Annotated in this window: 20 protein-coding genes and 2 pseudogenes; 7 read left to right on the top strand and 15 right to left on the bottom strand. The window is 68.7% G+C overall.

The features are described 5' to 3' along the window. Positions 1–10 precede the first annotated feature (10 nt). Positions 11–1,396: an LLM class flavin-dependent oxidoreductase gene (locus tag ACVGV2_RS12250; protein WP_459162505.1), complete on the bottom strand. Its 1,386-nt coding sequence runs from the start codon at positions 1,394–1,396 to the stop codon at positions 11–13. Positions 1,397–1,786: 390 nt separating this feature from the next. After that, positions 1,787–2,581, bottom strand: coding sequence for an IclR family transcriptional regulator (locus ACVGV2_RS12245; protein WP_459162504.1), 795 nt, complete (start codon positions 2,579–2,581; stop codon positions 1,787–1,789). Positions 2,582–2,987: 406 nt separating this feature from the next. On the opposite strand from ACVGV2_RS12245, the gene ACVGV2_RS12240 reads away from it, so the two are divergent. After that, the gene (locus ACVGV2_RS12240) at positions 2,988–4,493 is read left to right on the top strand and encodes an MFS transporter (RefSeq protein WP_459162503.1); all 1,506 of its coding nucleotides are present in this window, start codon (positions 2,988–2,990) and stop codon (positions 4,491–4,493) included. Positions 4,494–4,617: 124 nt separating this feature from the next. On the opposite strand, the gene ACVGV2_RS12235 is transcribed toward ACVGV2_RS12240, so the two are convergent. The 4 genes from ACVGV2_RS12235 to ACVGV2_RS12220 all read right to left on the bottom strand — a co-directional run bounded on the left by ACVGV2_RS12235 (position 4,618) and on the right by ACVGV2_RS12220 (position 9,584). Beyond that, positions 4,618–5,721, bottom strand: coding sequence for a mandelate racemase/muconate lactonizing enzyme family protein (locus ACVGV2_RS12235; RefSeq protein WP_459162502.1), 1,104 nt, complete (start codon positions 5,719–5,721; stop codon positions 4,618–4,620). A 408-nt stretch (positions 5,722–6,129) separates the two neighbouring features. Further along, positions 6,130–7,656 (bottom strand): aldehyde dehydrogenase (NADP(+)), encoded by a 1,527-nt coding sequence (locus tag ACVGV2_RS12230; protein ID WP_459162501.1) that lies wholly within the window; start codon positions 7,654–7,656, stop codon positions 6,130–6,132. Positions 7,657–7,706: 50 nt separating this feature from the next. Next, complete coding sequence (locus ACVGV2_RS12225) at positions 7,707–8,207, bottom strand: flavin reductase family protein (protein ID WP_459162500.1); 501 nt, start codon at positions 8,205–8,207, stop codon at positions 7,707–7,709. A 33-nt stretch (positions 8,208–8,240) separates the two neighbouring features. Then, positions 8,241–9,584, bottom strand: coding sequence for a flavin monoamine oxidase family protein (locus ACVGV2_RS12220; protein ID WP_459162499.1), 1,344 nt, complete (start codon positions 9,582–9,584; stop codon positions 8,241–8,243). Between the two features lie 340 nt (positions 9,585–9,924). Here ACVGV2_RS12220 and ribA point away from each other — a divergent pair, with 340 nt between their 5' ends. From ribA to ACVGV2_RS12205, 3 genes are read left to right on the top strand one after another with little or no spacing between them, the layout of a single operon-like run. Beyond that, entirely contained in the window at positions 9,925–11,136 is a 1,212-nt protein-coding gene (gene ribA / locus ACVGV2_RS12215) for a GTP cyclohydrolase II (RefSeq protein ID WP_459162498.1), read from the top strand. A 52-nt stretch (positions 11,137–11,188) separates the two neighbouring features. After that, on the top strand, positions 11,189–12,286 hold the full coding sequence (locus ACVGV2_RS12210; RefSeq protein WP_459165971.1) for an alcohol dehydrogenase family protein: 1,098 nt from the start codon (positions 11,189–11,191) through the stop codon (positions 12,284–12,286). 40 nt (positions 12,287–12,326) lie between these two features. Then, positions 12,327–13,448, top strand: a complete 1,122-nt coding sequence (locus ACVGV2_RS12205) for a mandelate racemase/muconate lactonizing enzyme family protein (RefSeq protein WP_459162497.1) — start codon at positions 12,327–12,329, stop codon at positions 13,446–13,448. A 6-nt stretch (positions 13,449–13,454) separates the two neighbouring features. On the opposite strand, the gene ACVGV2_RS12200 is transcribed toward ACVGV2_RS12205, so the two are convergent. The 3 genes from ACVGV2_RS12200 to ACVGV2_RS12190 all read right to left on the bottom strand — a co-directional run bounded on the left by ACVGV2_RS12200 (position 13,455) and on the right by ACVGV2_RS12190 (position 16,634). After that, positions 13,455–14,180, bottom strand: coding sequence for an HAD-IA family hydrolase (locus ACVGV2_RS12200; protein WP_459162496.1), 726 nt, complete (start codon positions 14,178–14,180; stop codon positions 13,455–13,457). A 1-nt stretch (position 14,181) separates the two neighbouring features. Next, on the bottom strand, positions 14,182–15,615 hold the full coding sequence (locus ACVGV2_RS12195; protein ID WP_459162495.1) for a sodium:solute symporter family protein: 1,434 nt from the start codon (positions 15,613–15,615) through the stop codon (positions 14,182–14,184). 113 nt (positions 15,616–15,728) lie between these two features. After that, complete coding sequence (locus ACVGV2_RS12190) at positions 15,729–16,634, bottom strand: MurR/RpiR family transcriptional regulator (RefSeq protein WP_459162494.1); 906 nt, start codon at positions 16,632–16,634, stop codon at positions 15,729–15,731. A 93-nt stretch (positions 16,635–16,727) separates the two neighbouring features. On the opposite strand from ACVGV2_RS12190, the gene ACVGV2_RS12185 reads away from it, so the two are divergent. Both ACVGV2_RS12185 and ACVGV2_RS12180 read left to right on the top strand, forming a co-directional pair. Beyond that, positions 16,728–17,957 (top strand): metal-dependent hydrolase family protein, encoded by a 1,230-nt coding sequence (locus ACVGV2_RS12185; RefSeq protein WP_459162493.1) that lies wholly within the window; start codon positions 16,728–16,730, stop codon positions 17,955–17,957. Position 17,958: 1 nt separating this feature from the next. Further along, on the top strand, positions 17,959–19,140 hold the full coding sequence (locus ACVGV2_RS12180) for a metal-dependent hydrolase family protein (protein ID WP_459162492.1): 1,182 nt from the start codon (positions 17,959–17,961) through the stop codon (positions 19,138–19,140). An 80-nt stretch (positions 19,141–19,220) separates the two neighbouring features. Here ACVGV2_RS12180 and ACVGV2_RS12175 read toward each other — a convergent pair whose 3' ends face one another. The 6 genes and pseudogenes from ACVGV2_RS12175 to ACVGV2_RS12150 all read right to left on the bottom strand — a co-directional run. Then, positions 19,221–20,717, bottom strand: a complete 1,497-nt coding sequence (locus tag ACVGV2_RS12175) for a sodium:solute symporter family protein (protein WP_459162491.1) — start codon at positions 20,715–20,717, stop codon at positions 19,221–19,223. Continuing rightward, the gene (locus tag ACVGV2_RS12170; RefSeq protein ID WP_459165970.1) at positions 20,714–20,941 is read right to left on the bottom strand and encodes a DUF3311 domain-containing protein; all 228 of its coding nucleotides are present in this window, start codon (positions 20,939–20,941) and stop codon (positions 20,714–20,716) included. Before ACVGV2_RS12170 ends, ACVGV2_RS12175 begins: the two co-directional genes overlap by 4 nt. A 32-nt stretch (positions 20,942–20,973) precedes the next feature. Further along, positions 20,974–22,260 (bottom strand): ArgE/DapE family deacylase, encoded by a 1,287-nt coding sequence (locus tag ACVGV2_RS12165; protein WP_459162490.1) that lies wholly within the window; start codon positions 22,258–22,260, stop codon positions 20,974–20,976. A gap of 39 nt (positions 22,261–22,299) precedes the next feature. Then, a complete protein-coding gene (locus ACVGV2_RS12160) occupies positions 22,300–23,058 on the bottom strand; it encodes a FadR/GntR family transcriptional regulator (protein ID WP_459162489.1) in 759 nt (252 codons plus the stop codon). 67 nt (positions 23,059–23,125) lie between these two features. Beyond that, a complete protein-coding gene (locus ACVGV2_RS12155; RefSeq protein ID WP_459162488.1) occupies positions 23,126–23,902 on the bottom strand; it encodes an SDR family NAD(P)-dependent oxidoreductase in 777 nt (258 codons plus the stop codon). Between the two features lie 454 nt (positions 23,903–24,356). After that, a pseudogene (locus ACVGV2_RS12150) lies at positions 24,357–24,551 on the bottom strand (hypothetical protein); the annotation flags it as partial. Between ACVGV2_RS12150 and ACVGV2_RS12145 the strand changes: the two are divergent. Beyond that, positions 24,551–24,846 (top strand): annotated as a pseudogene (locus ACVGV2_RS12145) (NAD(P)-dependent oxidoreductase); the annotation flags it as partial. The pseudogenes ACVGV2_RS12150 and ACVGV2_RS12145 overlap by 1 nt on opposite strands. Positions 24,847–24,852: the final 6 nt, after the last annotated feature.

Below are 24,852 nucleotides of genomic sequence, written 5' to 3'. Positions count from 1 at the left end.
CTCGGCGGTGTCAGCGCGCGGCGCCGACGGCGGCGTGGTCGAACCTGCGCCCCGGGTGGTCGTCGCGCAGCCGCACGGCTCCGGGGCCGTACAGCTTCTCCCGCAGCGTCGAGCTTTCGTAGTCGGACCACATCACGCCGCGCTTTTGCAGCTCGGGCACGACGAGCTCGGCGAAGTCGGCGATGTCCTGGTACTTCACGGCGTGTCCGAGGTTGAACCCGTCGATGCCCGTTTCGTCCATCCACCGCGTGAGTTCGTCGGCGACGGTGGTGGGGGATCCGACGATCGTCGGGCCGCTGCCGCCGACTCCCAGGAACTTCGCGATGTCGCGCGGTGTCCACTGCTTGTCCGGGTCCATCTTGGAGAAGAGGTCGATCATGGTCTGCCCGGCGTCCGTCTTGACGTGCTCGAGGGGAACGTCGGGGTCGAACTGGGCCATGTCGAGGGCCGTCCAGCCGCTGTAGCGGGCCATCGCACCGGCGTAGCTGACGAGTTCGCGGTAGGACTCGTACTTGGCGCGGGCGAGTTCGTCCGTGGGGGCGCAGACCACGTTGAGCATTTGCAGGACCTTCAGGTTCTGCGGTTCGCGGCCGTGTTCGGCGGCGAGCTCGCGCAGCGAGTCGACCTGTCGTTTGAGCGCGGGAGTGGACACGGCGTTGACGAACACCGCTTCGGCGCTCGAGGCCGCGAGCACCCGGCCTCTGGGCGATCCGCCGGCTTGGAAGATCACGGGCGTCCGTTGGGGTGAAGGTTCCCAGAGCGCGAAGCCGGGCACGTCGAAGTACCGCCCGTGGTGCTCGATGTCGTGCACCCGCGAGGGATCGACGTACGTGCCGCGCTCCCCGTCGCGGACGACGGCGTCCTCCTCCCACGAGGTCTCCCACAGCTTGTAGCAGACGTCGAGGTACTCGGCGGCCATGTCGTAGCGCTCGTCGTGGGGAACCATGTGCCCGCTCGCGAAGTTGCGCGCCGCGCTCTGCGCGTAGGAGGTCACCAGGTTCCAGCCCACCCGTCCGTTCGTGAGTTGGTCGAGCGAGGCGAACTTGCGAGCCAGGGCGTAGGGGGTCTCGTAGGTGGTCGAGCCGGTCACGCCGAATCCGAGGTTCTGCGTCACGCCCGCCATCGCCGAGATCACCAGGGTGGGATCCAGCGACGGGATCTGCGCGGCATCGGCGAGGGCGGCGTTCGCATTGCCCTCGTAGACGTCGTGGTAGCCGTGCGAGTCGGCGAAGAAGACCCCGTCGAACCGGGCCTCTTCGAGCAGCTTGGCGTACTCGGTCCAGAAGGTCAGGTCCTTGTAGCGGTGTCCCCGGTCGTGCTCGTGCCGCCACATGCCCGCAGAGAGGTGCGCAGGGCCTTGGAACTCGAAGGCGAACAGCCGCATCCGTCGTGTCATCGTCACCACCCTGTTCAATATGTGAACTGACCGTTCATGTATTGGATGTCAATGTAAGCGGGGCGAGTCAGCTCGTCAAGAGCGGCCGGAACAGGTGCGCCTGCCGTTGGAGGCGGCGCGCTGCGCCGTTCTTGCGCAGCGGGACCGTCTGCGATCGCCAGCTGCGGCGAGGTTCCCGCCGGCTGGAGGGCGCATGGATGCGCGCGTGCGACCAGGGGCGAGCACGCCCCCGGTCATCGCCTCGCTGAACGGATCCGCGTACTGCGCCCAGCGGTCGGGCAGAAGTGGCCGCTGGCGCCCCGGTGTGGCGATGAGCGGGGAAAACGGTGACCTCGGACGCCCCGCGGAACTCCGGGACGCGGGTGTGGATCGCGCTGGCGGCCGATGCGGTCAGTCGCCTGCCGCGTCGCGCCAGAACAGGTCGGTCAGCCGGTCGGCCGTGCTCTGCATCTGTTGCAGGGCCTCGGGGATCTGCGCGCGGCCGAACCGGTTCCTGGGGCCGTTGAGGGTCAGGATCGCGACGAGCGTCCCCGCCGAATCCCTGATCGGGCGGGACAGCGAGAGCAGTTCGTACTCGAGCTCGTTGTCGATGATGGCGAAGTCCTGCTCCCGGACCTGCTCGAGCTCTTTGACCAGCGTTGCGCGGTCGGTGATGGTGTGCGGGGTGAACGCGTCGAGCTTGTCGGGCAGCATCCGCTCCAGCTTGTCGGCGGGTTGCTCCGCGAGCAGCACTTTGCCCGTGGAACTGGCGTGCATGGGGTAGCGCTGGCCGACCATGTTCTGCGAGAGGACGCCGACCACGTGCGAACCCACGGCTTCGGCGATGAGGTCGAGGCCGTCCTGCGGGTTCGGGACGGAGAGGGTCACCGACTCGTTGAACGTGTCCGCCAGTTCCTGCAGCAGCGGCTGGGCGTGCGCGACCAGCCCGGCGTAAGGATCGGCATGCCGCCCGAGCCGGGCGAGCTCCCACCCGAGGACGTAGTTGGTGCCGAGGCGATCGACGAGGCCGCCCTGCTCGAGGCTGTAGAGCAGTCGGAACGCGGTCGGCCGGCTCAGGCCGTTCGCCTTGGCGAGCGTCGTGACAGTGGCGCCCCCGCGGGGTTGAGCGGCCAGTTCGCGGAGCAGGCGGATGGCTTTGGTGACCGACTTGTTGGTCATCTCCGGCTGCTCGGGGCTCTCGCCCACCTTCTCCTCCTCGGACGGCCTCGCTGTGCATGCCCCGCTGGACCAGGGCACATGGGCAGTATAACGTCCGCGTTCACTTACTGGACGCGCACTCGGATCGCTGCTGGCGTGTCCGCTCGGCCGAGCTGTACTCGAGAACCGCGAGAGCTCTGCGCGGGAGTCCGGATGGTGCGCAGAAATGCTTGACTCGGCCGCCCGGGCTCTGCGAGTGTTTCTGGTCATCGCGTTCGAAATATGAACGAAATCGTCCACGGGGCAGGATCGCGCCGCCGGCTCATGAACTGCTTCCGGCTCCGTCCGCTGGCCAACCGCGGAACCGCCGCGGTCCTCACCTCGACATATCCGAGACCGCTTGCAGGACCACGCCACGTTGACTCGCATCGATCGTCAGAAACGAGGGACAACGATGTCCGACTCAGATAGAAGTGGCCATTCCGGAGCGCCCAATGGCACGCGCAGCCTCCGCGAGGAGGACTGCATCGTCGTCGACAAGCCAGCGCTCATCCGATCGCAGATCGGCGCCGGGGTGGGCAACTTCATCGAGTGGTACGACGTCGGGGTTTACGGCTACCTGGCCGTCACCCTGACCCAGGTGTTCACCGCGGGCATGGACGAGCGGCTCGGCCTGCTCGTGACACTGCTCGGGTTCGCCGTGTCGTTCCTGGTGCGCCCCCTCGGCGGCATCATCCTGGGCCCGCTGGGGGACAAGATCGGCCGCCGCAAGGTCATGTTCTTCACCATCGCGCTCATGACCGCTGCCACCACGCTGATCGGCGTATTGCCGGGGACGGGCCAAATCGGCGCCTGGGCCGTCGTGCTCCTCTACCTGCTGCGCATGGCCCAGGGCTTCTCCGCCGGCGGCGAGTACTCCGGCGCGTCGACCTACGTCGCGGAGTTCTCACCGGACAAGAACCGCGGGTTCTGGACCTCGTTGCTCAACAGCGGCTCGCAGCTCGGCTTCGCGGCAGGCGCCGGCGTTGTCGCGGCGACCAGCGGCATCACCACCCACTTCTGGGGGCCGGACGCCATGGTCAACGGCGGCTGGCGCGTCCCGTTCCTCGTGGCGTTCGTCCTCGGCATCATCGCGCTCCTGCTGCGCAGCAGGGTCGCGGAGTCGCCGACCTTCAAGGCCGCCCAGGAGAAGACCGAGGAGCAGGCGGACAACCCGATCTTCGTGCGCCACAAGCTGCCCGGGGTTCTCAAGCACTACTGGCCGCAGGTGTTGATCGGTATCGCCCTCATCGGCGCCGACGGCGCGTCGTCGTACACCCTGACCAGCTACATGCCCACGTACCTGGAAACCCAGGCCGGGATCGCCACGACCCACACCGCGGTCGCCACCGTCATCATTCTCATCCTGCAGGCCATGCTGCTGCCGGTCTTCGGGCGGATGTCGGACAAGCTCGGCCGCAAGCCGGTCTACCTCATGGCGGCCTTCGGCAACCTGATCCTGCTGGTCCCCGCTTTCGCGCTGATGAACCTGGGCACTACCTGGGCGCTCTACGTTGCGCTGGCGCTGGTGATGATCCCGGGAACGCTGTTCCTGTGCATGAACGCGGCCATCATGGCCGAGCTGTACCCGACCGCGTCGCGGTACTGCGCCGTCGGGTTCGTGCAGAACATCGCGGCCTCGCTGTTCGGCGGCACCGTGCCACTGGTCTCGCAACTGCTCGTGCAGCTGACGGGGAACAGCTATGCGCCCGCCTTCTACGTCATGTTCTTCTCCGCGATCGCCGTCGTGGCCGCCCTGTTCATGCGGGAGTCCGCCTCGCGCCCGCTGCGCGGATCGGTCCCGGTGGTCTCCAGCTCCGAGGAGGCCCGAGAGCTGGTCGACGGCCAGGACACGAACGAGCGCTTGGACACGTCGACCATGCTCCTGGCGCCCCTGCCCAAAGTGGACGAGCGCGCCTGAGCCACCGGCACCGTGGCGGACGCGCCCGGGACCCAGCCGCGCAGATCACGAGGAGGATCCGTGACGAGGACGAACGAGTCGGCGAACTCGCGTTCCCGCGCCATCTTCGCCAGCGCGCTGTCCTTCAGAAGGAGGCCACCGGGGCGCCGAAGAGGATTTCATCGGGCACGACGCCCAGACCGGGGCCTTCAGGGCGCTCGATGTGGCCGTCTTCGATGCGGATCCCGTGGTCCGGGTCGTAGTGACCGTCGATGTAGGGGGCTGCGAGCCAGACGCCTTCGAGCAGCTCAGGTGCCACCGTTGCGCCGATGTGGGTGCAGGCGGCCGCGATGATGTCCCCGCCCCAGGCGTCGTCGCAGGTGTGCGGCAGGTTCCGCGCCTGGCAGAGGTCGCGGAACGCGCGCATCGGATGCAGCCCACCGAGCCGGGTGACCTTCATGCCGAAGCCGTCGACCAGTCCGGTGCCGGCGGCGGTGACTGCCGTGTTCAGGCTGGTGCTGCTCTCGTCCACGAAAATGCCGTGGTTGACCTGCGAGCGGATCTTCTGCAGGTCCTCGGTGGTGTTGCAGGGCTGTTCCATGACGAAGGGGACGTCCGGGCATTCCCGGCTGAGGCGCAGCGCATCGCGAGTGGTCAGGCTGCGGTTGCCGTCCACGGCCAGCTGCATCCCCGATCCGCGGATGACCTCCCAGACCTTGCGGACGGTCTCGATGTCTTCCTCGACCGGTCGCCCGCCGATCTTGACCTGCAGGCGCGGGTACCCCTCGGCGCGCTTCTCCGCTGCGAGGCGGGCGGTGTCGTCCGGCGGGCCGACGACGGTGGAGTAGTAGGACGGCACGCGATCCGTCACCGCACCGCCGAGGAGGTCGGACACGCTGACGCCGAGATGTTTGCCCAGCAGGTCGTGGGCGGCGATGTCGACGGCGGCCTTGGCGTAGTTGTGGCCGTGGAGCAGACCGTCCATGCGCCGGTGCAACGGCACCGGCAGCACCTCGGTGCCGCTCAGTCCCGGCGCCATTTCGGACAGTGCCGCCACGGCGCCGGCGGCGTGGGCTTCGGCGTAGGTGGGGCCGACCGGGCAGGTCTCGCCCCAGCCGACGAGCCCGTTGTCGGCCACCAGCTTGACCAGCGTCGTGGACAGGAACCAGACTTGCCCGTGCGACATCGCGTAGGGGCCGTTGTGGACCGGCAGACCGTGCCGGTAGATGTGGATTTCAGCGATCCTCAACGTCCGACCTCCACAATGGTGCGGTGCAGCATGTTCTCGTTGCTGGAGCAGGGATAGGGGCCGAGGCGAGTCCACGTCGGCCCAATCGCAGACCACTACACGATCGCAGGGCACTTCGGGGGATCGGACACCGGGGCGATGGCGAACTGGGCGAAGCCGCCGTATTCGCCGCCGAAGGCTCAGCTTCCGCAGGGACCGCGTATCGACGTGGCTGCCCTGCGTGGCTCCGGGGACCGGATGACGGTGAGGCGGTCGGGCGGAGCGGTCGGCCGACACTCCCGCGAAGGCCCCTGAGCGCTGCGACCGTCCACGCATGGACCGTCGTCGCAGAAGCCGGCGTTGTCACCGGCTTCTGCGACGAATCACCGCTCCGGGTGCAGCGACCAGTTCACGCTGGCGCTGCGGGTGTCATTGCTGCGAGTCCCAGCGATGAGAAATCCCCGGCTCGTTGACGGTCCTCGGCAGACGGAGCGGGTTCCCTTCGCGGAGCGAGGGAGGAAGCAGCGAGTCCGGCGCGTTCTGATAGCTCACCGGGCGCAGGAACCGGTCGATCGCAGCCGTGCCGACGGAGGTGTGCGAAACAGCAGTGGTGGCGGGATACGGTCCGCCGTGCTGCTGAGCCGGGGTCACCGACACTCCGGTCGGCCACTCGTTGAACACGACCCGGCCGGAGTGCTCCGCTGCCACCTCCGTGATCCCGGAGAGCCGTTCCCGCTCGGCATCGCCAGGGACCTGGGCGGTGTGCACGGTGACGGTCAGACTTCCGGCCACGGCGGCGAGGACGTCCTGCAGTTCCTCCGCGGAGTCGTACTCGGCCACCACGGCGGAGGGGCCGAAGGTCTCCTCCAGGAGGACGGAGCGGTGCTCGTCCAAGTTCTTCACCGAGCCCGCGTGGAACAAGGTCGGCGTGCAGGCGGGGACGCCGGACGGGTCCGGCGACTCGCTCCCGCTCGTGAGCACCTCGATGCCGGGGGTTTTCGCGATCTCGTCGATCCGCTCGCGGTAGCGCTGGGCGATCCCGGAGGTGAGCAGCCGTGCTGCCGGGGCGTGGGCGAGCCGTTCGGTCAGGCGTGCCGGCAGTTCCGTTCCCCGCGGCAGCAGGAGCACTCCCGGCTTGGTGCAGAACTGTCCCGCGCCGAGGGTGAAGGAACCCACGAACCCTTCGGCGATCTGCTCGCCGCGCTCGCGCTCCGCCTCGGCGGTGACCACCGCGGGATTGATGCTGCCGAGCTCACCGAAGAACGGGATCGGGCGCTCGCGGGATGCGGCGATGTCGAACAACGCCCGACCGCCGGCCACCGAGCCGGTGAAAGCGCCCGCGGCCACCCGGCGGTCCTGCAGGGCCTGCACACCTGCCTGCCGGCCGGTGATCACCTCGAAGGTCCCCTCGGGTGCGCCGTTCGCGGTCAGGGCCGCGCGGACGCTCTCCGCCGTTCGCTGCGAGGTGCGCGGATGTCCGGGATGGGTCTTCAGCACCACGGGGCAGCCGGCCGCGAGCGCGGAGGCGGTGTCGCCGCCGGCGACCGAGAACGCGAACGGGAAGTTGCTCGCCGCGTACACGAGCACCGGCCCGACGGGTTCCAACCAGCGGCGGAGATCGGGGCGGGAGCCGAGGATGAACTCGGGATCGTGCCGGTCGATGACGATCCGCAAGTAGGAACCGTCGCGCAACACGTCCGCGAACATGCGCAGCTGGACCGAGGTGCGCTTCAGCTCGCCGGTGAGCCTGGCTTCGGTGAGTCCGGTTTCCCGCACGGCCTCGGGGACCAGGGTCGCTGCCTCGGCGTCCAGCGAGTCGGCGACCGCCGAGAGCGCGTACGCCCGCTGGCGAGGGGTCTGCCGCCCCCAGACGGATCCGGCGGCCGCTGCGGCGTGCAGGCACCGCTCGAGCTGCTCCTGCGTTTCTTCGGGTTCGGTCTGGTCGATCGTGGTCATCGGCGTGTGCTCTCAGCTCCTCGTGATCGGTCGGATGTGCTGCTGGAGGATCAGATGTCGCGATATCCGCCCAGGCGGCCGCGGTGGAAGACGAGGGGTTCTCCGTCCCCCACCTCCATGGCGGAGACGTGCGCGAGCACGATGAGGTGGTCACCGCCTTCCAGTTCCTGCTCGACGGTGCAGTCGATCCACGCGTGCGCGCCCGAGATCCGCGGAGCGCCGTCCACTGATTCGTGCCAGTCCACGGCGGCGAACTTGTCGTCGCGCTTGCTGGACAGCGCCCGGCACACGTCGTTCTGCCCGCTGGCGAGCACGCTGGCGCTGAACCGCGCTGCCGGGCGGATCTTCGGCCAGCTGCTGGAGCTCCGGTCCACGCTGAAGCTCACCAGGGGCGGGTCCATCGACAGGGATTGGAAGGTTCCGACGACGAGTCCGGCCGGACCTCCGGTGCGCATCTCGCGCCCGGCCACGACGACGACGCCGGTGGGCAGGTGCCCCATCACGTTCCGGTAGTGGTGCTGGTCGATGGTTGTCGAAGGCGAGATGGTCATGCTCGGTTCCCTCCCGGTCTCGGATCGGCTCGGTCAGCGCGGGTCGAGCTGCGCGGTGAGTTCACTGGACACGTGCAGGCCGCTCTCGATGGCTCCGTCGATGAAGCCTCCCCACACGTTGGCGTAGTCACTTCCGGCGAAGTGCAATGCGCCTTCAGGTCGTTGCTGGGCTCGGAAGTACCGGGTGAGCTGGTGCGGTTGCTGTATCAGCCACGTCTCACCGGAGTACTGGTCGGCCATCCAGTCGTGTCCGGTGACTTCCAGGACCTCGAGGTCGTCGCGCCACACGCGCAGCGCTTGTTGCACGGCGTCGCGGTCGTGGGCGGAGATCTTCCCGGCGTCGGCGCCGAACGAGACGAGGACCGCGTCGTCCTCCCCCACGAACTCGGTGCGCACGACCGACAGCGGGTGGCTCGCGGAGGAGTAGGCGAAGAACGGTTCGATCGGACCGCGCACGCGGATCCACACCTTGATGCCCCGCGAAGCCGTCTTCTCGCGACTCGCGGCGAGCTTCTCGTCGCACAGCGCGGGGGAGACGTCCAAATCGCCGAGGATGTTCTGGGGCAACGTCACGACGGCGCGTCGCGCGTTGATGACCTCCCCGGCCGCGGTGGTCACTGCAGCGCCGCTCGCGTCGTGCTCGATCCTGCGCACCTCGGTGCCGGTGCGGATGTCGGCGCTGGTGTCCGACACGATCGCGTCGACCAGCGCACGGGTGCCGGACGCCAGGCGGAAAACGGCGGAGGCCTCGTGCATCAGGTGCCAGGAACCGGCGGTCGCCGCGGTCCAGCGCAGGGCGCTGGCGAACGCGGCGTGGTCGGGGGAGGCGTTGAGATGCCCCACCCACGCGGCCTCGTTGGCGTTGTACTCCGCCACCGGGAGGTCGAGCTCGTCGAGCTTGTCCCGCACTGTGCAGCCGTCGACCGAGGCCAGTTCCGCTTCCGAGGCCGGCTTGTCGGGACGGGGGACCCACCGCATCGTGTCGGCCAGGAGTCGGCGCATTCCCGGGTCGATGAGCTCCATGAAACCGTCGAGCGTGCCTTCGCGGACCGCGTCGCCGGCCAGCCAGTAGGCCTTTTCGGGACGCGGCCCCCGGGTCACGTCGAGCCCGTAGCGGGTGATCTCGGCCCACACGTGCGGCTGCACCCAGTGCAGCCACGTGCCACCGATCTCCAGATCCCGACCGAGCCGGTGATCCGTCCACACGCGCCCGCCCAGGCGGTCCCTGGCTTCGAGCACGACAACACGCAGTTGCCGCCGACTGAGCTCGCGAGCGGTGATCAGGCCGGCGATCCCGCCACCGACCACGACGACGTCAGCTTCCTCGGTCACTGGCACTCCCTGGTACTCGGCGTTGCGCGGCTGGCTGCTACTCATGGCTGGCTGCTACTCATATGCATAATTGGACGTTATGTTCAAATATTGAACAATACGTAGCTCATTGTGGTCTGCGATACTGCTTCCGTCAAGACATGCCGGGGTGTTCACGCGGAGTCGTGCGCGGCGTGCCCTCGTGGGGAGCGCTTGACGGTGCGCCTGCCTGGAGTCTATTGTTACTGAATATAGTGTTCAGAATATGAACGCAATCGCGCAGCAGACTGCTTAGGCCGGTGCCCGCGCGGAGCTGCGACCGGGGTGCCGGTGAAGAACCGGCACGCGCGGTGAAGAGGTGGGCCTCGAGCGCCCCGAACCGAACTACTTGGCAGGAGGAGGTCCGATGTCGTCGACTCGCGTCGCGGAAGCTGTCAATGCGCTCGCAGCGGGCGGGAAAGTCCTCGTCGTGGACGACGAGAACCGGGAGAACGAGGGCGACCTGATCATGGGCGCCGAGCACGCGACCACTGATGACGTCGCCTTCTTCCTCGAGTACACCTCGGGTTTCCTGTGCGTCGCGATCGACGAGCAGCGCGCCAGCGCGCTCGACCTCGACCTGATGGTGTCGACCAACACCGAGAGCCGGGGAACGGCCTTCCTCGTCAGCGTGGACTACCGGCACGGGACGAGCACGGGAATCAGCGCTGGGGACCGGGCGTCGACCATCCGCGCACTGGCCGACCCGCTGCTCGAGCCGACGGATCTGGCGCGTCCCGGACATGTCATGCCGCTGCGAGCGAGGGCAGGCGGAGTGCGGGAGCGCGACGGGCACACCGAAGCGGGAGTGGACCTGTGCCGCCTGGCGGGGCTGCGCGGCTCCGCCCTGCTGTGCGAGATCGTGACTCCGGACCGGCGGCGCATGATGCGCCGGCCGGGGCTGGACGACTTCGCCGCGCAGCACGGCATCCCGATGGTCTCCATCGCCGAGCTGGTCCAGTGGATGCACGACGAGGCCAGCGTCGAGCGAACCGGCCAGGCCGCGATCCCCACCGACAGCGGCATTTTCCACGCCACCACCTACCGGTCCAAATCGGATGGCGTCGAACACCTCGCCCTGGCGATGGGCGACATCGACGACGGCCGGGACGTCCCCGTCCGCTTGCACAGCGAGTGCCTCACCGGTGATCTCCTGGGCTCGTTGCGCTGCGACTGCGGCGCGCAACTGCGGATGGCGATGGAATCAATCGCCGCTGCGGGGCGGGGTATCATCATCTACATGCGGGGACATGAAGGACGGGGAATCGGTTTGGGGCACAAGCTGCAGGCCTACGAGCTCCAGCAGCACCACGCGTTGGACACCCTCGAAGCGAATCGGGCGCTCGGCCTGCCGATCGACGGCCGCGATTACATCCCGGCCGCCCGCATCCTCGCCGACCTCAACATCTCCTCAGCACGACTGATGACCAACAACCCGGACAAGTGCCGCGCGCTCGCGGAGTGCGGAGTCGCGATCAGCGAACGCCAACCTCTCGAAACTCAGCCGAACGAGCACAACGCCACCTACTTGGCAGCGAAACGGGATCGCATGGGGCATCTTCTGCAGCAACTCGTCTGAGGAAGCGTTCGTCATTGCCGGTTCTCTGCCTGCCGATGTCGAAAGGACTCACATCTTGCCGCCCAGCACGATGGCTGCCGTTCTCCTCACCGGACACGGTGGACTGGACAAGCTCGAGTACCGCGCGGACGTGCAGGTTCCGCATCCCGGACCGGGGGAGGTGCTGATCCAGGTCGCCGCGGCCGGGATCAACAACACTGATGTGAACACCCGGGTGGGGTGGTACTCGAAGGCCGTCACCTCGGGGACGGGGGACGGTGCAGCGGCGGGTTTCGACGCCGTCGACGACGGAGATGCCACGTGGTCGGGAGCCGCTCTCGAGTTCCCGCGCATCCAGGGCGCGGACGTCTGCGGTCGTGTTGTTGATGTGGGGCAGGGGGTTTCGCCCGAACGAGTCGGTGAACGGGTTCTCGTGCGGAACATGTTGCGCACGCCCGTCGACTACCGGCCGTTCGAGTGCTGGACCTTCGGCAGCGAGTGCGACGGCGGGTTCGCGCAGTACACCGTTGCCCCCGCGCAGGAAACGTACGGCGTCCGCAGCGACTGGAGCGATGAGGAACTGGCGGCAATACCGTGCGCCTATTCCACAGCGGAGAACATGATGCACCGGGCCGATGTCGCCCCGGAGCGGGTGCTGGTGACGGGTGCCTCGGGCGGAGTGGGGCTCGCCGCGGTGCAGCTCGCGAAACGCCGAGGGGCGACGGTCATCGCGGTGTGCTCGGACGCGAAGGCCGCCGACGTGAGAGCGCAGGGCGCTGATCGGACCGTGGACCGCGGTGCGGATCTGATCAGCGTGCTCGGCAGCGGATCCGTCGACGTGGTCATCGACCTCGTGGGCGGTCCGCAGTGCTCGCACCTGCTGGAACTGCTGCGTCCCGGTGGCCGCTACGCCATCTCCGGCGCCATCGGAGGTCCGATGGCGGAACTCGATCTGCGGACGCTCTACCTCAAGGACCTGTCGCTTTTCGGCTGCACGTTCCAGGAAGACGCGGTGTTCGAGAACCTGATCTCCTACATCGAGCGCGACGAGGTGCGGCCGGTCGTGTCCCGCACATATCCGCTGGGCGAGATCACCCGCGCACAGCAGGACTTCCTCGAGAAGGCCCACCCCGGCAAGCTGGTGCTCGTTCCGCCCACCCCGTCCGCGTGAGCAGCACGTCCAGCACCGGAGTGGTGACGAGGGGAGAAGGATGAAGATTTCGCGGATCGATCTCCACACCGTGACCCTGCCGTACGCGGGTGGGGTGTACCGCCTCTCGGGCGGGCGGACGTTCGAGTCGTTCGAGGCCTCCATCGTCCGAGTCACCTGCGATGACGGCACCGAAGGCTGGGGCGAGAGCACACCTTTCGGCTCGACCTACATCGCCGCGCACCCGATGGGGACGCGCGCCGGCGTCGCCGAGCTCGCCCCGGCGCTGCTGGGTCTGGATCCCCGCCGGACGGACCGGATCGCCGACGCGATGGACAGCGCGCTGGCCGGGCACAACCACGCCAAGACCCCGCTCGACGTCGCGTGCTGGGACGCCTTCGGCAAGTCGGTCGGCCTACCGGTGTGCGAGCTCCTCGGCGGCTCGACGGACGTCCCCGCGCCCATGATCTCCTCGATCCACGCGGGCGAGCCGGAGGAGATGCGGGCACGCGTGGCCGAGCACCGCGCCAAGGGCTACCGGGGCCACTCGATCAAGATCGGCGCCCTGGACGGCGAAGGCGGCCCCGCGCTCGACGCCGAGCGCATCACCGCATGCCTCGCAGACCGGCGCCCCGGCGAGTTCTTCGTCGTCGACGCGAACGGCGGACTCCTTCCGGAAACGGCTCTGCGGATGATCCAGCTGCTGCCCCGCGGGCTGGACTTCGCCCTCGAAGCCCCCTGCGCCACGTGGCGCGAAACGACATCGCTGCGCCGCAGGTGCCCCTACCCCGTCGTGCTCGACGAACTCGCCCAACACGACGGGGACATCGCGCTCATCGCGGCGGAAGACCTGGCGGACGGCATCGGGCTCAAGATCTCCAAGGCCGGCGGATTGACCCCGGCACGACGCCACCGGGACATCTGCCGCGCCGCCGGGCTCACCGCCAGCGTGCAGGACACCGTCGGATCGTCCATCGCGTTCGCCGCGATCGTCCACCTGGGCGCCACCGTGCCCCCGAACCTGCTCCGGTGCGTCCTGAACTGCCAGGAGATGGTCACGCTCGCAACGGCGCAACTCGATGCCCGCTACACCGAGGGCGGGATCCTGCCGAGCGACGCGCCCGGCCTGGGAATCGCGGTGCACGAGGACGTCCTCGGCGACCCGGACATGACCTGGGAGTGAACAGGACTAGCCGTGCTGGCGGTCGACCTCGTCGGCGAAGGCGGCCATGGAGGGGAATTCGGCGGCGTAGCCCCACTCCTCGGACGGTTCCGGAGTGGCGCCCCAGCCGGGCCGGTCGTGGCGCCGGTTGATCCACACCGACGCCAGTCCGCGGCGCCGGGCCGGCACGTGGTCGTGGAAGAGGCTCTGCGCCACGTGCAGCAGCGCGTCGCGTCCGCGGCCGAGTTCGTCGAGGACGCTGTCCAGCGCCTCGAAGTGCTGATCGGCGGGCTTGTAGGCGCCGACGTCCTCGGCGGTGATGATCCGGGCGAAGTCGCCGTGCAAGTGACCGTTGCTGCCGGCGAAGCCGGCGCGGTGCACGTTGCTCACGATCACCAGCTCGTAGTGGCGGCGCAACCTTGCCAGCGCGTCCGCCGAGTCCGGGAAGGCGGGCCAGTCCGGTACCGAATCGCCGAGCCGCTCCGCCCACTGCCGGCTGACCCCGGTGCCCGCGGAGGATCCGGTCCGCCTGAAGGCCTCGGCGAGCACGTCGGGGTAGAGCCACGTCGGGTGCTCGCGCATCACCGCCGCCTCATGACCGGCGTAGGTTTCCAGCAGCGCCTCGCTGCCGTGCTCCAGTCCCCGCTCGCGAGCCCAGGCCACCAGCACGTCGGTGATTCCCCGCTCCCAGTCGATGAGGGTGCCGTAGCAGTCGAAGCTGAGGACTCGGAACGCTGTCAGATCGAAGGACATGTCACTCCTCGGTGTGGACGGTGCCGTTGTGGACGGTCGTGCCGCACTCGCGTGGGCCGCGTCCTGGTAGCAGCAGGCTGCCGACGACCAGCGTGACCACCGACACCGGCAGCGAGATCAGCACGGAGTTCAGCTCGTAGGGCTGGCCCAGCTGCTCCCAGGCGATGGTCACGACGGTGCTGATCCCCATGGAGGCCAGCGCGCCCCGCGTGCTGGCCCGCCGCCACAGGAAGATCGCGAGGACCGGCGGGGCGAGGGCGACGCCGTAGACGGTGTAGGAGTACATCTGCAGCTCCAGCACAGTGGGGAAGTACCGGCCGAGCAGGTAGGCCACGGCGCCGATGGCCAGCACGGCCAGGCGGTGGAGCACCAGGCGCCGGCGGTCGTCCATCTGCACGCCGAACAGCCGCTGCGTCACGTCGTGGACCACGTTGCCGGCGCCGGAGAGCAGGAAGGAGGAGCCCGTGGTGATGATGAAGGCCAGCGCGCCCGCCAGCAGCAGACCACCCATCACGGTGGGCAGGTAGCCCTCACCCGCGAGCGAGAGGATCGCCGAGTCCGGCTCGATGCCGGGCATCAGGATGACCGCGGCCGAGCCCAGCAGCGCCACGGGCACGGTGACCAGGAAGCTGGACAAGAAGAAGCCGCCCGTCGACCTGCGCGCCTCGGACTCGTTGCGGGCGGCACCGAGCCGTTGGTACATGTTCTGGTCGGCCAGGATCAGCAGGAACAGCGGCAAGAAGTAACCCAGCAGCTGAAGCGCGGTGAGCCCGCCGCTCAGCGTCGTGTGGCTCGGGGGCAGGTTCCGCCAGTAGTCGGCGACGCCGCCGAGATCCACCCCCAGCACCAGCGGCAGCGAAGCGATGAGGACCGTCACGATCACCACGGCGGACATGAAATCGCTCCAGGCGACCGACTTCAGACCGCCGCCAGCTGCGAGGAAGGTGACCAGAAGCGCCACCACGATCGATCCCTGCTGCGGTGAGAGCGGCGCGATCACGCTGATGATCCGGCCACCGCCGGTGAACTGGTAGGCGGTGATGCCGGTGTAGGCCAGCACGGTGATGATCGCCGCGATCATGCGGACCGCCATGCCGTAGCGGCGCTCCAGCAGCTCGGGGACGGTGTAGGTCGATTCCCGGCGGATGCGGTGCGCCAGGCAGTAGAGGACCACGATTCCCGCTGGCGTGCCCGCGAGGAAGAAGATCGAGGCCAGCGGGCCGTAGCTGTAGGCGAAGCTGGCGCCGCCGATGATCGTGCCGGAGCCCACCCAGGTGACCAGTAGCGTGCCGATCATCACCGGGCGGGGCAGGCTCCGGCCCGCGAAGAGGAAGTCGTCGCCGGTGGCGACCTTCTTGGAGTGGCTGAACCAGGCACCGGTACCCACCAGGATCAGCAGGTACAGCACGAGGACGATCACGTGGGTCGTCGGCATGGACGCCTCCGGGGCGCTCGGGGGTCGACCGTGCGGGCGGCGACCCGGCAGACCAGGGGCAGCCTCGTCCGGGCGCGCCCATGGAACCGGCTCCGAGCACCTGGACGCAATAGTTATTGCAATCTTTCTCCCGGGGCGGGGAAGAGGTCGTACCGCGACCACAGCCGTTCGACTCCGTCGCTCCACGCCGCGGCGGCCTCCGGATCGCACGCCACGAGCGCGGCGAGGACGGCCTGCACGAGCGTGGTGGCGGCCGCCAGCGAGGGGAACATGCTGGCCCCCTCGCTGGGCATCGTCACCAGCTCGTCGGCCAGCTCGCGGACGTCCTCGTGCACCTGGTCGCTGACCAGCACGATCGACGCGCCGGCCGCGGCCGCCACCTGCACGGCGTGCAGGATCTCGTGCGGCGTGCGCCAGAGCTGGAAGACGACGAGGCAGTCGTGCGGGCCCAGCAGCGACACCGCGTTGAACAGCGCGGTCCCGCCGAGCCGGTGCAGCCGCACGTCGTGGCCGATGGTCTGCGCCAAGTGGGAGAGCTGCAGGCCGGGGGCGGCGAAGCTGCCCGAGCCCAGGACGAGCGTCGTGCCTGCCGCGCGGAGGGTGCGGGCGACCCGCTGCACCTGCTCCTCGTCCAGCAGCCAGGCGAGCTCCTGCAGGTTGTGCAGGTCGCGGCGCAGCGTGGACCACGCCGGCCCGTGGCCCGCGTCCTCGTGGTGCTCGCTGAGCACCTCGGAGGCCGACAGCCCCGACAGGTAGCGCGAGCGGATCTCCGCCCGCAGCGCGGGCCAGCCGCCGAAACCCAGCTGCTGGGCCGTGCGCACCACCGTCGCGACGTTGACCCGGGCCTCGGCCGCTGCTGACGACGTGCTGGCATAGGACATCTGCCGCGGTTGGGCCGAGATCACCGCCAGCACCCGCCGCGCACCTGCGGACGGACGGCGATCACCCAGGCGCGCCGCCAGCCAGCCGGGCAGCTCCTGCTCGCGGACCCGGCCCGCTTCCTCCTCATCTGGACTCATGCCCGTTATTGTGCAACGAATATTGCACGAGTGGGGCGGGCTTGGCACGATGTGCACACCCAGGAGCCCGGGAAGGCGGCGGGAAGGGAGATCATGACCTCGAACGCTCTCCTCCTTCGTCGCGGCGTGGTGTGCGATCCTGCCGCAGGAGAAGCGCGGGCGGCTGACGTGCTGGTGCACGACGGCCGCGTCCAGGAAGTGGGCAGCGCGCTGCGGGCCCCGGAATCGGCCGAGGAGATCGACGTCGCCGGACGTCACCTGGTCCCCGGTCTCGTCGATGCGCACGTGCACGCCACCGCCGCCAGCGCCGATCTCGGAAGCGTCGCCGACCAGTCCCCGTACTACGTGGCCGCCCGCACGAGCCGGATCCTGCGGCAGATGCTGCAGCGCGGCTTCACCACGGTGCGCGACGTCGGCGGTGCCGACCACGGCGTGGCCGCGGCCGTGGCCGAAGGGCTCTGGTCCGGTCCGCGCGTGGTCTTCGGCGGCAAGGCCCTGTCGCCGACCGGCGGGCACGCCGACCTGCGCAGCGCCGGCAGGCAGGTTCTCGACGACCACGCCTGCTGCCCCAGCATGGGTCTGGTCTGCGACGGTGTCGCCGAGGTGCGCCGCGGCGCACGGCACCAGCTGCGGACCGGTGCCCACCACGTCAAGGTCATGCTCTCCGGCGGAGTCGCCTCACCCACCGACCGGGTGGACTCGATGCAGTTCTCGGCCGATGAGATCCAGGCGGTCGTGGAGGAGGCGCGCAACGCCAACCGCTACGTCACCGGGCACGCCTACACGGCTGCTGCGGTGAACCGGGGCCTGCAGCTCGGCGTGCGCTGCATCGAGCACGGCAACCTCATCGACGACTCCAGCGTGCGGCTCTTCGTCGAGCACCAGGCTTTCCTGGTGCCCACGTTGGTCACCTACGAGTACCTGCACCGCGAGGGCGCCGCCGCGGGGCTTCCCCCGGCCAGCCAGGCCAAGGTGACCGACGTGCTCGAGGCCGGCCTGCACGCCCTGGATTCGGCCCACAGGGGCGGGGTCCGACTGGTCTTCGGCACCGACCTGCTCGGTGACATGCACCCCCACCAGAACGACGAGTTCCGCATCCGGGGTCGGGTCCAGCCCGCGCACGAGGTGCTGCGCGCGGCGACGGTGAACGCCGCCGCGCTGCTGGGACGCCAAGGCGAGTTGGGCGTCATCGCCCCGGGCGCGGCCGCCGACATCCTGCTCGTCGACGGGGACCCGCTGACGGACGTCGAGGTGCTCGCGCGGCCGGAGCAGCACCTGCGCGCGGTGCTGCAGGGCGGTGCGCTCGTCGCCGGAGCGCCGTGAGATGACGAACGCGCTGGTGCTCCGCGACGGGCGGGTCTGGGACGGACTGGCCGCCGAACTGAGCCCCGCCGACGTGGTGTGCGAGGACGGCCTCGTGCGGGAGGTGGTCGAGCCGGGTACGGCCCGGGCGGACGCCGCGGACCTCGAGGTGGACCTCGCCGGATGCGCGGTGTTGCCCGGGCTCGTCGACTCCCACGTGCACCTGGTGTGGGACGGCGGTACCGACCCCGTCGCGCACGTCGCCGAGGACGGCGAACAGCTCACCACCGTGCGCGCCGCCGAGCACGCCCGTGCCTACGTCCCCGCCGGGATCACCACGGTCCGCGACCTCGGCGGCAACTGGGACGTCGCCATCACGCTCGCCACGGCTGTGGACCGGGGGCACCTCGACGGGCCCACGATCGTGGCAGCCGGCCAGACGGTGATCATGACCGGTGGACACGATCCGTTCTGGGGAGTTCCCTGCGACGGTCCGGACGCGGTGGTCCGCGGTGTCCGGGGTCAGGTGGCCAAGGGGGCCGGTGTGATCAAGACGGCGGCCACCGGTGGCGTCTACGGCCAGGCCCGTGGCGAGGAGGTGGGCGAGAGCGAGCTGACCTACGAGGAGCTGGCCGCCCTGGCGCACGAGGCGCACCGCCGCGGACGGCGGGTGGCCGCCCACGCGCTCGGCGAGGAGGGCGTGCGCAACGCGGTCCGGGCCGGAATCGACACCATCGAGCACGGCATCTTTCTGGCCGATGACGTGATCGAGGAGATGGTGCGGCGGGGGACCGTGCTGTGCCCCACCGTCGAGGTGTACCGGCGGGTGGCGGACGGGCAGGCACCCGGTTACGCGGTGTGCAAGGCCCGCGAGGTGGTCGAGGCGCACCGCAGCAGCGTCGCCCGGGCGGTCGAGGCGGGTGTCCCCGTCATCGCCGGGACCGACGCCGGGGCGCCCGGCATGGCCCATCCGAGTCTGCTCGACGAGATCACGAAGCTCCAGGACTACGGGCTGTCCCCGCTGCAAGCACTTCAGGCGGCGACCTCGGCGGCGGCGGACGCCCTGGGGATGTCCGCCGCCGGGCGGGTGCTTCCCGGTTCGCCGGCCGACCTCCTGCTCGTCGACGGCGACCCCTTCACCGATGCCGCCCTGCTCCGCCACCCGTGGGCCGTCGTCCGCCGCCAAGAACTCCGGCGGACGTAGCTGTGCGAGCTCCGGAGGATGTTGGACGGGGCGGCCTCTTCGGATGGTGCACCGCCCCGGTCGATTGCCGGAGCGGCGAGCTACGGTCCGGTTCGTGTCGGGGTCGTGGGGGCGGCGTCCTCGGCGAGTTCGTCGACGGCCATGCGGTCTGCTGGAGTCGTGGCGGGCCGCAACAGACTCAACGTGATGTTGACGGCGAGGTTGATGCCGAGCCCGAGCACGCCGGCGTTGATGCCCAGCACGGTGTCGTGCCCGGTGGTGATCAGCGCGATAACGGTGCTGACACCGGCCAACAACCCGGCGACCGCTGCCGATCTGGACATGCGTTTCCACAGCAGGGAAGCCAGCACGACCGGCAGCATCTGCGCCAGCCCCTGGTACGACAGCACGGACAGCTGTACCAGCGTGCTCGGTGACAGGAAGGTGAAGAGGAGCGCCACGAGCCCGAGCAGGAACGTCACCAACTGCGAGAGGCGCTTCTGGTGCGGCGCCGTCCGGGGGTGGGCACCGAGGATCGAGCGGCCCCACATCGTGCCGATGACGAGCATGAACACGGCCATCGGCACGATCGCCGACAAGGCCCCGGCAACCCCGACGAATCCGACGACCCAGGCCGGCATCGAGTCGACGACGAGTCGGAACATCGCCAGGTTGGAATTGCTCAGGCCCGGAACGACGAAGAGGGCGGCCAGGCCGAGCAGGATCGGCACGAACAGCAGGACTTGGTAGAATGGCATGATCATCGCGTTGCGGCGCAGCACTGCGGGGTTCTTCGCGCCGAGGTAGCCGGCCACGGTGGTGGGGAAGATCGTGTACACCACACCGTTGAGCAGCCCCGTCGTGGCGAACCACATCATGCCCAGTGACTCGTCGCCGTGGCCGGGCAGGACCAGCCACTCCGGACGTTCGGCCACGAGGCGGTCCATCATCGAACCGAAACCACCGAAGTAGTGCACCGGTACGTAGATGAACACCACCAGCAGCGTCACGATCACCATGATGTCCTTGAGGGCCGAGACCCAGGCGCTGCCCCGCAGTCCGGAGGCGATGACGAACGCTTCGCTGACCACGAAAGCGATCACGTATCCCAGGCCGAGGCTGATCGTGCCGTAACTGATCGTCGAGACGACCACGCCCATCCCGGTGATCTGGAGCTGGATGTAGGGCAGCAGGAACAGCGTCGTCAGCACGGCGACCAGGGCACCCACCCAGGGAGAGTTGAAGCGGTGCGCCGCGATGTCGGTGATGTTGTGCAGCCCGTGGCGGTGGGCGTAGTGCCACAGGATCGGTCCGACGACGTATCCGACCGCGAACCCGATCGCCAAGTACGCCACGAGGTAGAACACCGGCATGCCGTAGTCGTACGACCATCCTGCGGCACCGAGATAGCTGAAACTCGTGTAGGTTTCGCCGGCCATGAGCATGAAGATGAACACGGTGCCGAGGCTGCGCCCGCCGATGGACCATTCCGCGAGGTCGGACTTGTCCCTGCCGCGCAGGGACAGCAGGCCCAGCAGTACTGCACCGAGGATGAACACGGCGAGGATGCCCACCGAGATGACGGCATCGGTGTTCATCTCGGCTCACTCCTGTCTCGATTGCGATCGGCTTGGAAGAGCGGGTCCTTGCGAGCCGCCAGCCAGACGCAGACCGGTGTGAGCACAGTGGCCAGCAGCGTCCAAGCCATGAAGAAGGGAAGTCCGAGGACGATTGGTTCAACCCTGTTGTAGAGCGGCAGAGCCAGGACGTACAGCGCCACCGGCCCCGACAGCCACCACAACGACCTCCGCCCGGCGAACATGCTTTTCCGCCGATTCGACACGTGTTTCCACCTCACGTGAGTTGGTCCAGCAGGATGAGAGCGAGTCCCTTGGTACCTGCGACGAGATCGGCCACTTCGATGTACTCGTCGCTGATGTGCGAGAGGCCGGTTTGACCGGGACCGTAGACCACGGAGTTGGTGATGCCCGCGTCGCGCACGACGAAGCGCTGATCGTCGCTGCCTGCTGAGATCAGCGCGCGGGGTTCCCGTCCCAGGCGTCGAATCGCGTTGCGGGCACTGGTCGCGAGCGGCTCGTCCTCGCGGACCAGGACGGGCTCGGTGTGGTACTTCTCGTGGTAGTGCAGATTCAGGCCGGTGCCGGACGCGCACACCGAGGAGAACAGCTCGTGGAGTTCCTGACGCGCATCCTGCAGCCGCTCACCGGGAATGAGACGGCGGTTGAAGGTGACGCTGCACTGGTCCGGCACGATGTTGGTGGCTTCGCCACCTTGGATCGTGTCGAACGACAGCGTCGCAGAAGTCGATTCGGCAGGGGTAACTCCGTACTCGGTGATGCGCTCGGCCAGCTTCGGCTGCAACTCCGTTTCCACGGCGGACAGCGCGCGTGCCATGGCCTCCACCGCATTCACGCCCAGCTTGGGGGAGCTGCCGTGCGCCTGTTTGCCGGTGATGGTGAACTCGCCCCAGATGGCGCCCTTGTGACCGATGCCGACGCCGCTCGGTGAGAACGGTTCGGTGATGATCACCGCATCGGTGTTGGAAGCGGTGATGTGGCCGGTTTCGACGAGGTAACCGGTACCGGCGTTGTGCACGCCCGTGGTTTCCTCGTCCGGAACAGCGCTGTGGCTGATCGTGCCGCCCCAACGCACGTCAGCTCGCCGGAGCGCTTCCACCGCGATCACCGCTGCCCCGAGCCCGCTCTTCTGGTCCGCGCTACCGCGTCCGTAGATGCGGCCGTCGACCAGATCACCGCCGAACGGCTCATGGGTCCAACCGTGGCCGACGCGGACGACGTCGTAATGACCGTTGAGGTGCACCCGCCTGCCCGGACCGTGCGGTCCCTGCACGTGGGCGAGCACGCTCGGTCGAGCGGAGCCGTCGCCGAGCGGGGCCAGTTCGGCCAGGCGGGAAGCGGGGACGTGCACGGTCTCGGTGTCGTAACCGAGTTCTGCCATGAGATTCGCGTAGTAGCGGCAGAATTGCTCGTACTGTTCGCCCGGGGGGTTGACCGTGGGGATCCGCACCATCTCGCGCACGGTGCCGATCAGCGTGTCGGTGAGCGCGTCTACGGCGCTGAGCACCCTTTCCTGTTCGGCGGTCATGGGGGCGTTGTTCACGTGGTGCTCCTTCCGGCGGAGGCGCAGGTCGGCCGTGGATCAGCCTCGGTCACACTCGTGGACCAAGGCGCGGAGAGCGGGCCGCTCCTCCTCGTCGATGTAGTCGCAGTAGTACGAGTACAGGCGCTCACGGGCGAGCCATGCCGCTTCCGGCCCCTCACGACGACGAATGGCGGTGATGACCTCGTCGTGGTGCTGCACGGACTCGCACATCTGGCTCCGCTGGTCGCTGGTGTCGACGAGCTTGTTGCGAATCAGGTGCAGCGCGGAACGCCGGATGGCGTCTCCGCACACCTCGAGCAGCGGGTTGCCGCTGGCTTGCGCCACCACTTGGTGGAACTCGACGTCGGCCTCGCTGAACTCGTCAAGATCACCGTTGATACCGGCCCGCATTCGCGCGTTGGCGCTTTCCATGGCGCTGAGGTGTTCCTCGGTCCGGTTCTGCGCCGCGAGCAGGTTCGCGGAACTCTCCACGATCATCCGGAACTGCACCAATGCCGTGAAGTTTCCATCCGGACCAGCGGCGAACCTGGTCATCGTCTTGCGCAGTGGATCGGCCGACACCGGCAACACGAGCGGGCCGCGCGGGTCGCCCGGCCGGGACCACACCAGGTCGTTGCTGGCCAACACGCGCAGCGCCTCCCGCACGGTGGAGCGACCGACCTGGAACTGCTCCACCAGCTCCCGCTCGCCGGGCAGACGATCGCCGGGTTTGAGTTCACCGGCGAGGACGGCACTTTCGATCTGGTCAGCGACCTGCTGGTATGCATGGCCCGGTTCCACCGGCTGAAAGGGCATCAGTTCAGCGGCTCCTGTCGTGGTCGCAACTCTCCTGCGGAGTCCTCCCGGACGCCCGTGGCACCCGTCACGTGGCCGAGGGCGGTTCGTACCGTCCGTCCACGGCGGTCCAGCCGCCGTCCACGTAGACGACGGTGCCGGTGACGTAACTGGCTGCTTCGGAGGCGAGGTAGACCACGGCTCCGGCGACTTCTTCCGGCTTCGACCAGCGGCCGAGCGCCGTCTTCTCGGCGTAGGCCTGGTACCAGTCCGGTTGGTCCTTGATCGGCGTGGTCAAAGGCGTGTCGACCACACCCGGAGCGATGGCGTTGGCTCGCACCCCGGAAGGGCCGAACTCCGCTGCCGCGGTGCGCAACAACTGCACCACGGCTGCCTTGCTCGCCGCGTAGAGACCTTGGCCGGGCTCGACGACCTGGTGCCGGATGGAGGACAGGCCGATGATGCTGCCGCGTTCACGCTGCACCATGTTCCCGCCGAAGGCACGGATCAGGTCGAAGCTGGAACGCAGGTTCAGTCCCGTGACCTGGTCGTAGTCTTCCGATGTGTACTCCAGCAGCCGTTTGCGCACATTGGTGGCCGGTGTGAACACGAGCGTGTCGGCATCGGGAAAATCCGCCGCTGCTGCCGAAGCTGCGTCTGGATCCAGCACGTCGACCTGGTACGCCTCGGATCGACCGTCGAGCTGTGCTGCCGTCTCCTTGGCCGCAACGATGTCGCGGTCGGCGCAAACGACGTGCGCGCCATGAGCGGCCAGCGCCCCCGCTGCTTCTCGTCCGATGCCACTGCCGGCCCCGAGGACGAACGCTGTCTGCCGGTCGAGCCGGAACAAGTGTGTGTAATCCATGAGCCCTCTTTCGCACTCGGTGAGTAGTCCTGTCCAGCAATCACGTTGTCCGTGGCAGGTGCACGAGGTGAGTGCGGACCGACCGCGAAAGCCGGGTGTCGGCGCACATCGACCTCTGCCGAGGGGTGGGAAGGTGACGGTTTCCGGACCAGCACGGGAACTCGGCCCCGCCCGGTCGCGACGCTGCCGGTCTGACCAGTAGATGGCAGCATGCACCCGACCTCGGGCGAGGTCAACCGTTGCTCTTCTCGGCTCGCGGCTCTCGTGGACGAATGAAGCTCAGTCTGTGCAGGACAGGCGATTCCGCGCGAACAGCGGGAACCGGCGAATCATTCGATCGGCAGATGCGAAGGCGGGGAGCCGGCGCCGCAGCGCGGCGCGCTCTTCCCGGCGTCATTGGTGTGCGTGCGTTCCCGCGCGCAAGAGAGTCGGGGTTGTCCGATGGGCGGCGTGCTCAACGACGCGGCTTGGCCTTGCGGGCGTGGCGGGCGACCTTGAGCGGTTCGGGCAGGATGCGGTTGATCAGCGCGGTGACGGTCACACCGCTGCCGCGCAGTTCCTCGCGGAGACTCAGGGCGAACATGCGTGTGAACGCCCGCGAAGGACCGTACACGGTTTCGTACGGGGTCGGCAGCGAGCGGCTCAACGCGACGCGGCCGGGGCGTGGTCAACATCGCGCGCGGCCACATCGTCGAACGGGACGCACTCGTGTCCGCTCCGGAGAGCGGGCAGCTCGGTGGTTACTCCGGCGACGTGTGGTATCCGCAGCCGGCACCGGCGGATCACCCGTGGCGGACCATGCCGAACCACGCCATGACCCGCACGTGTCCGGAACATCCCTCGAGGCGCAACAGCGCTACGCCGCCGGTGTCCAGGACAGCATCCACCGGTTCCTCGGCGACGAGGAGCTGCAGCGCGACTACGTGGTGGTGGAGGGGCAGTGAGCCTCG

The organism is Bounagaea algeriensis (assembly GCF_054491375.1).
Note: the sequence above shows the minus strand (reverse complement) of the source record. Positions and strands in the feature narration are given on the sequence as shown.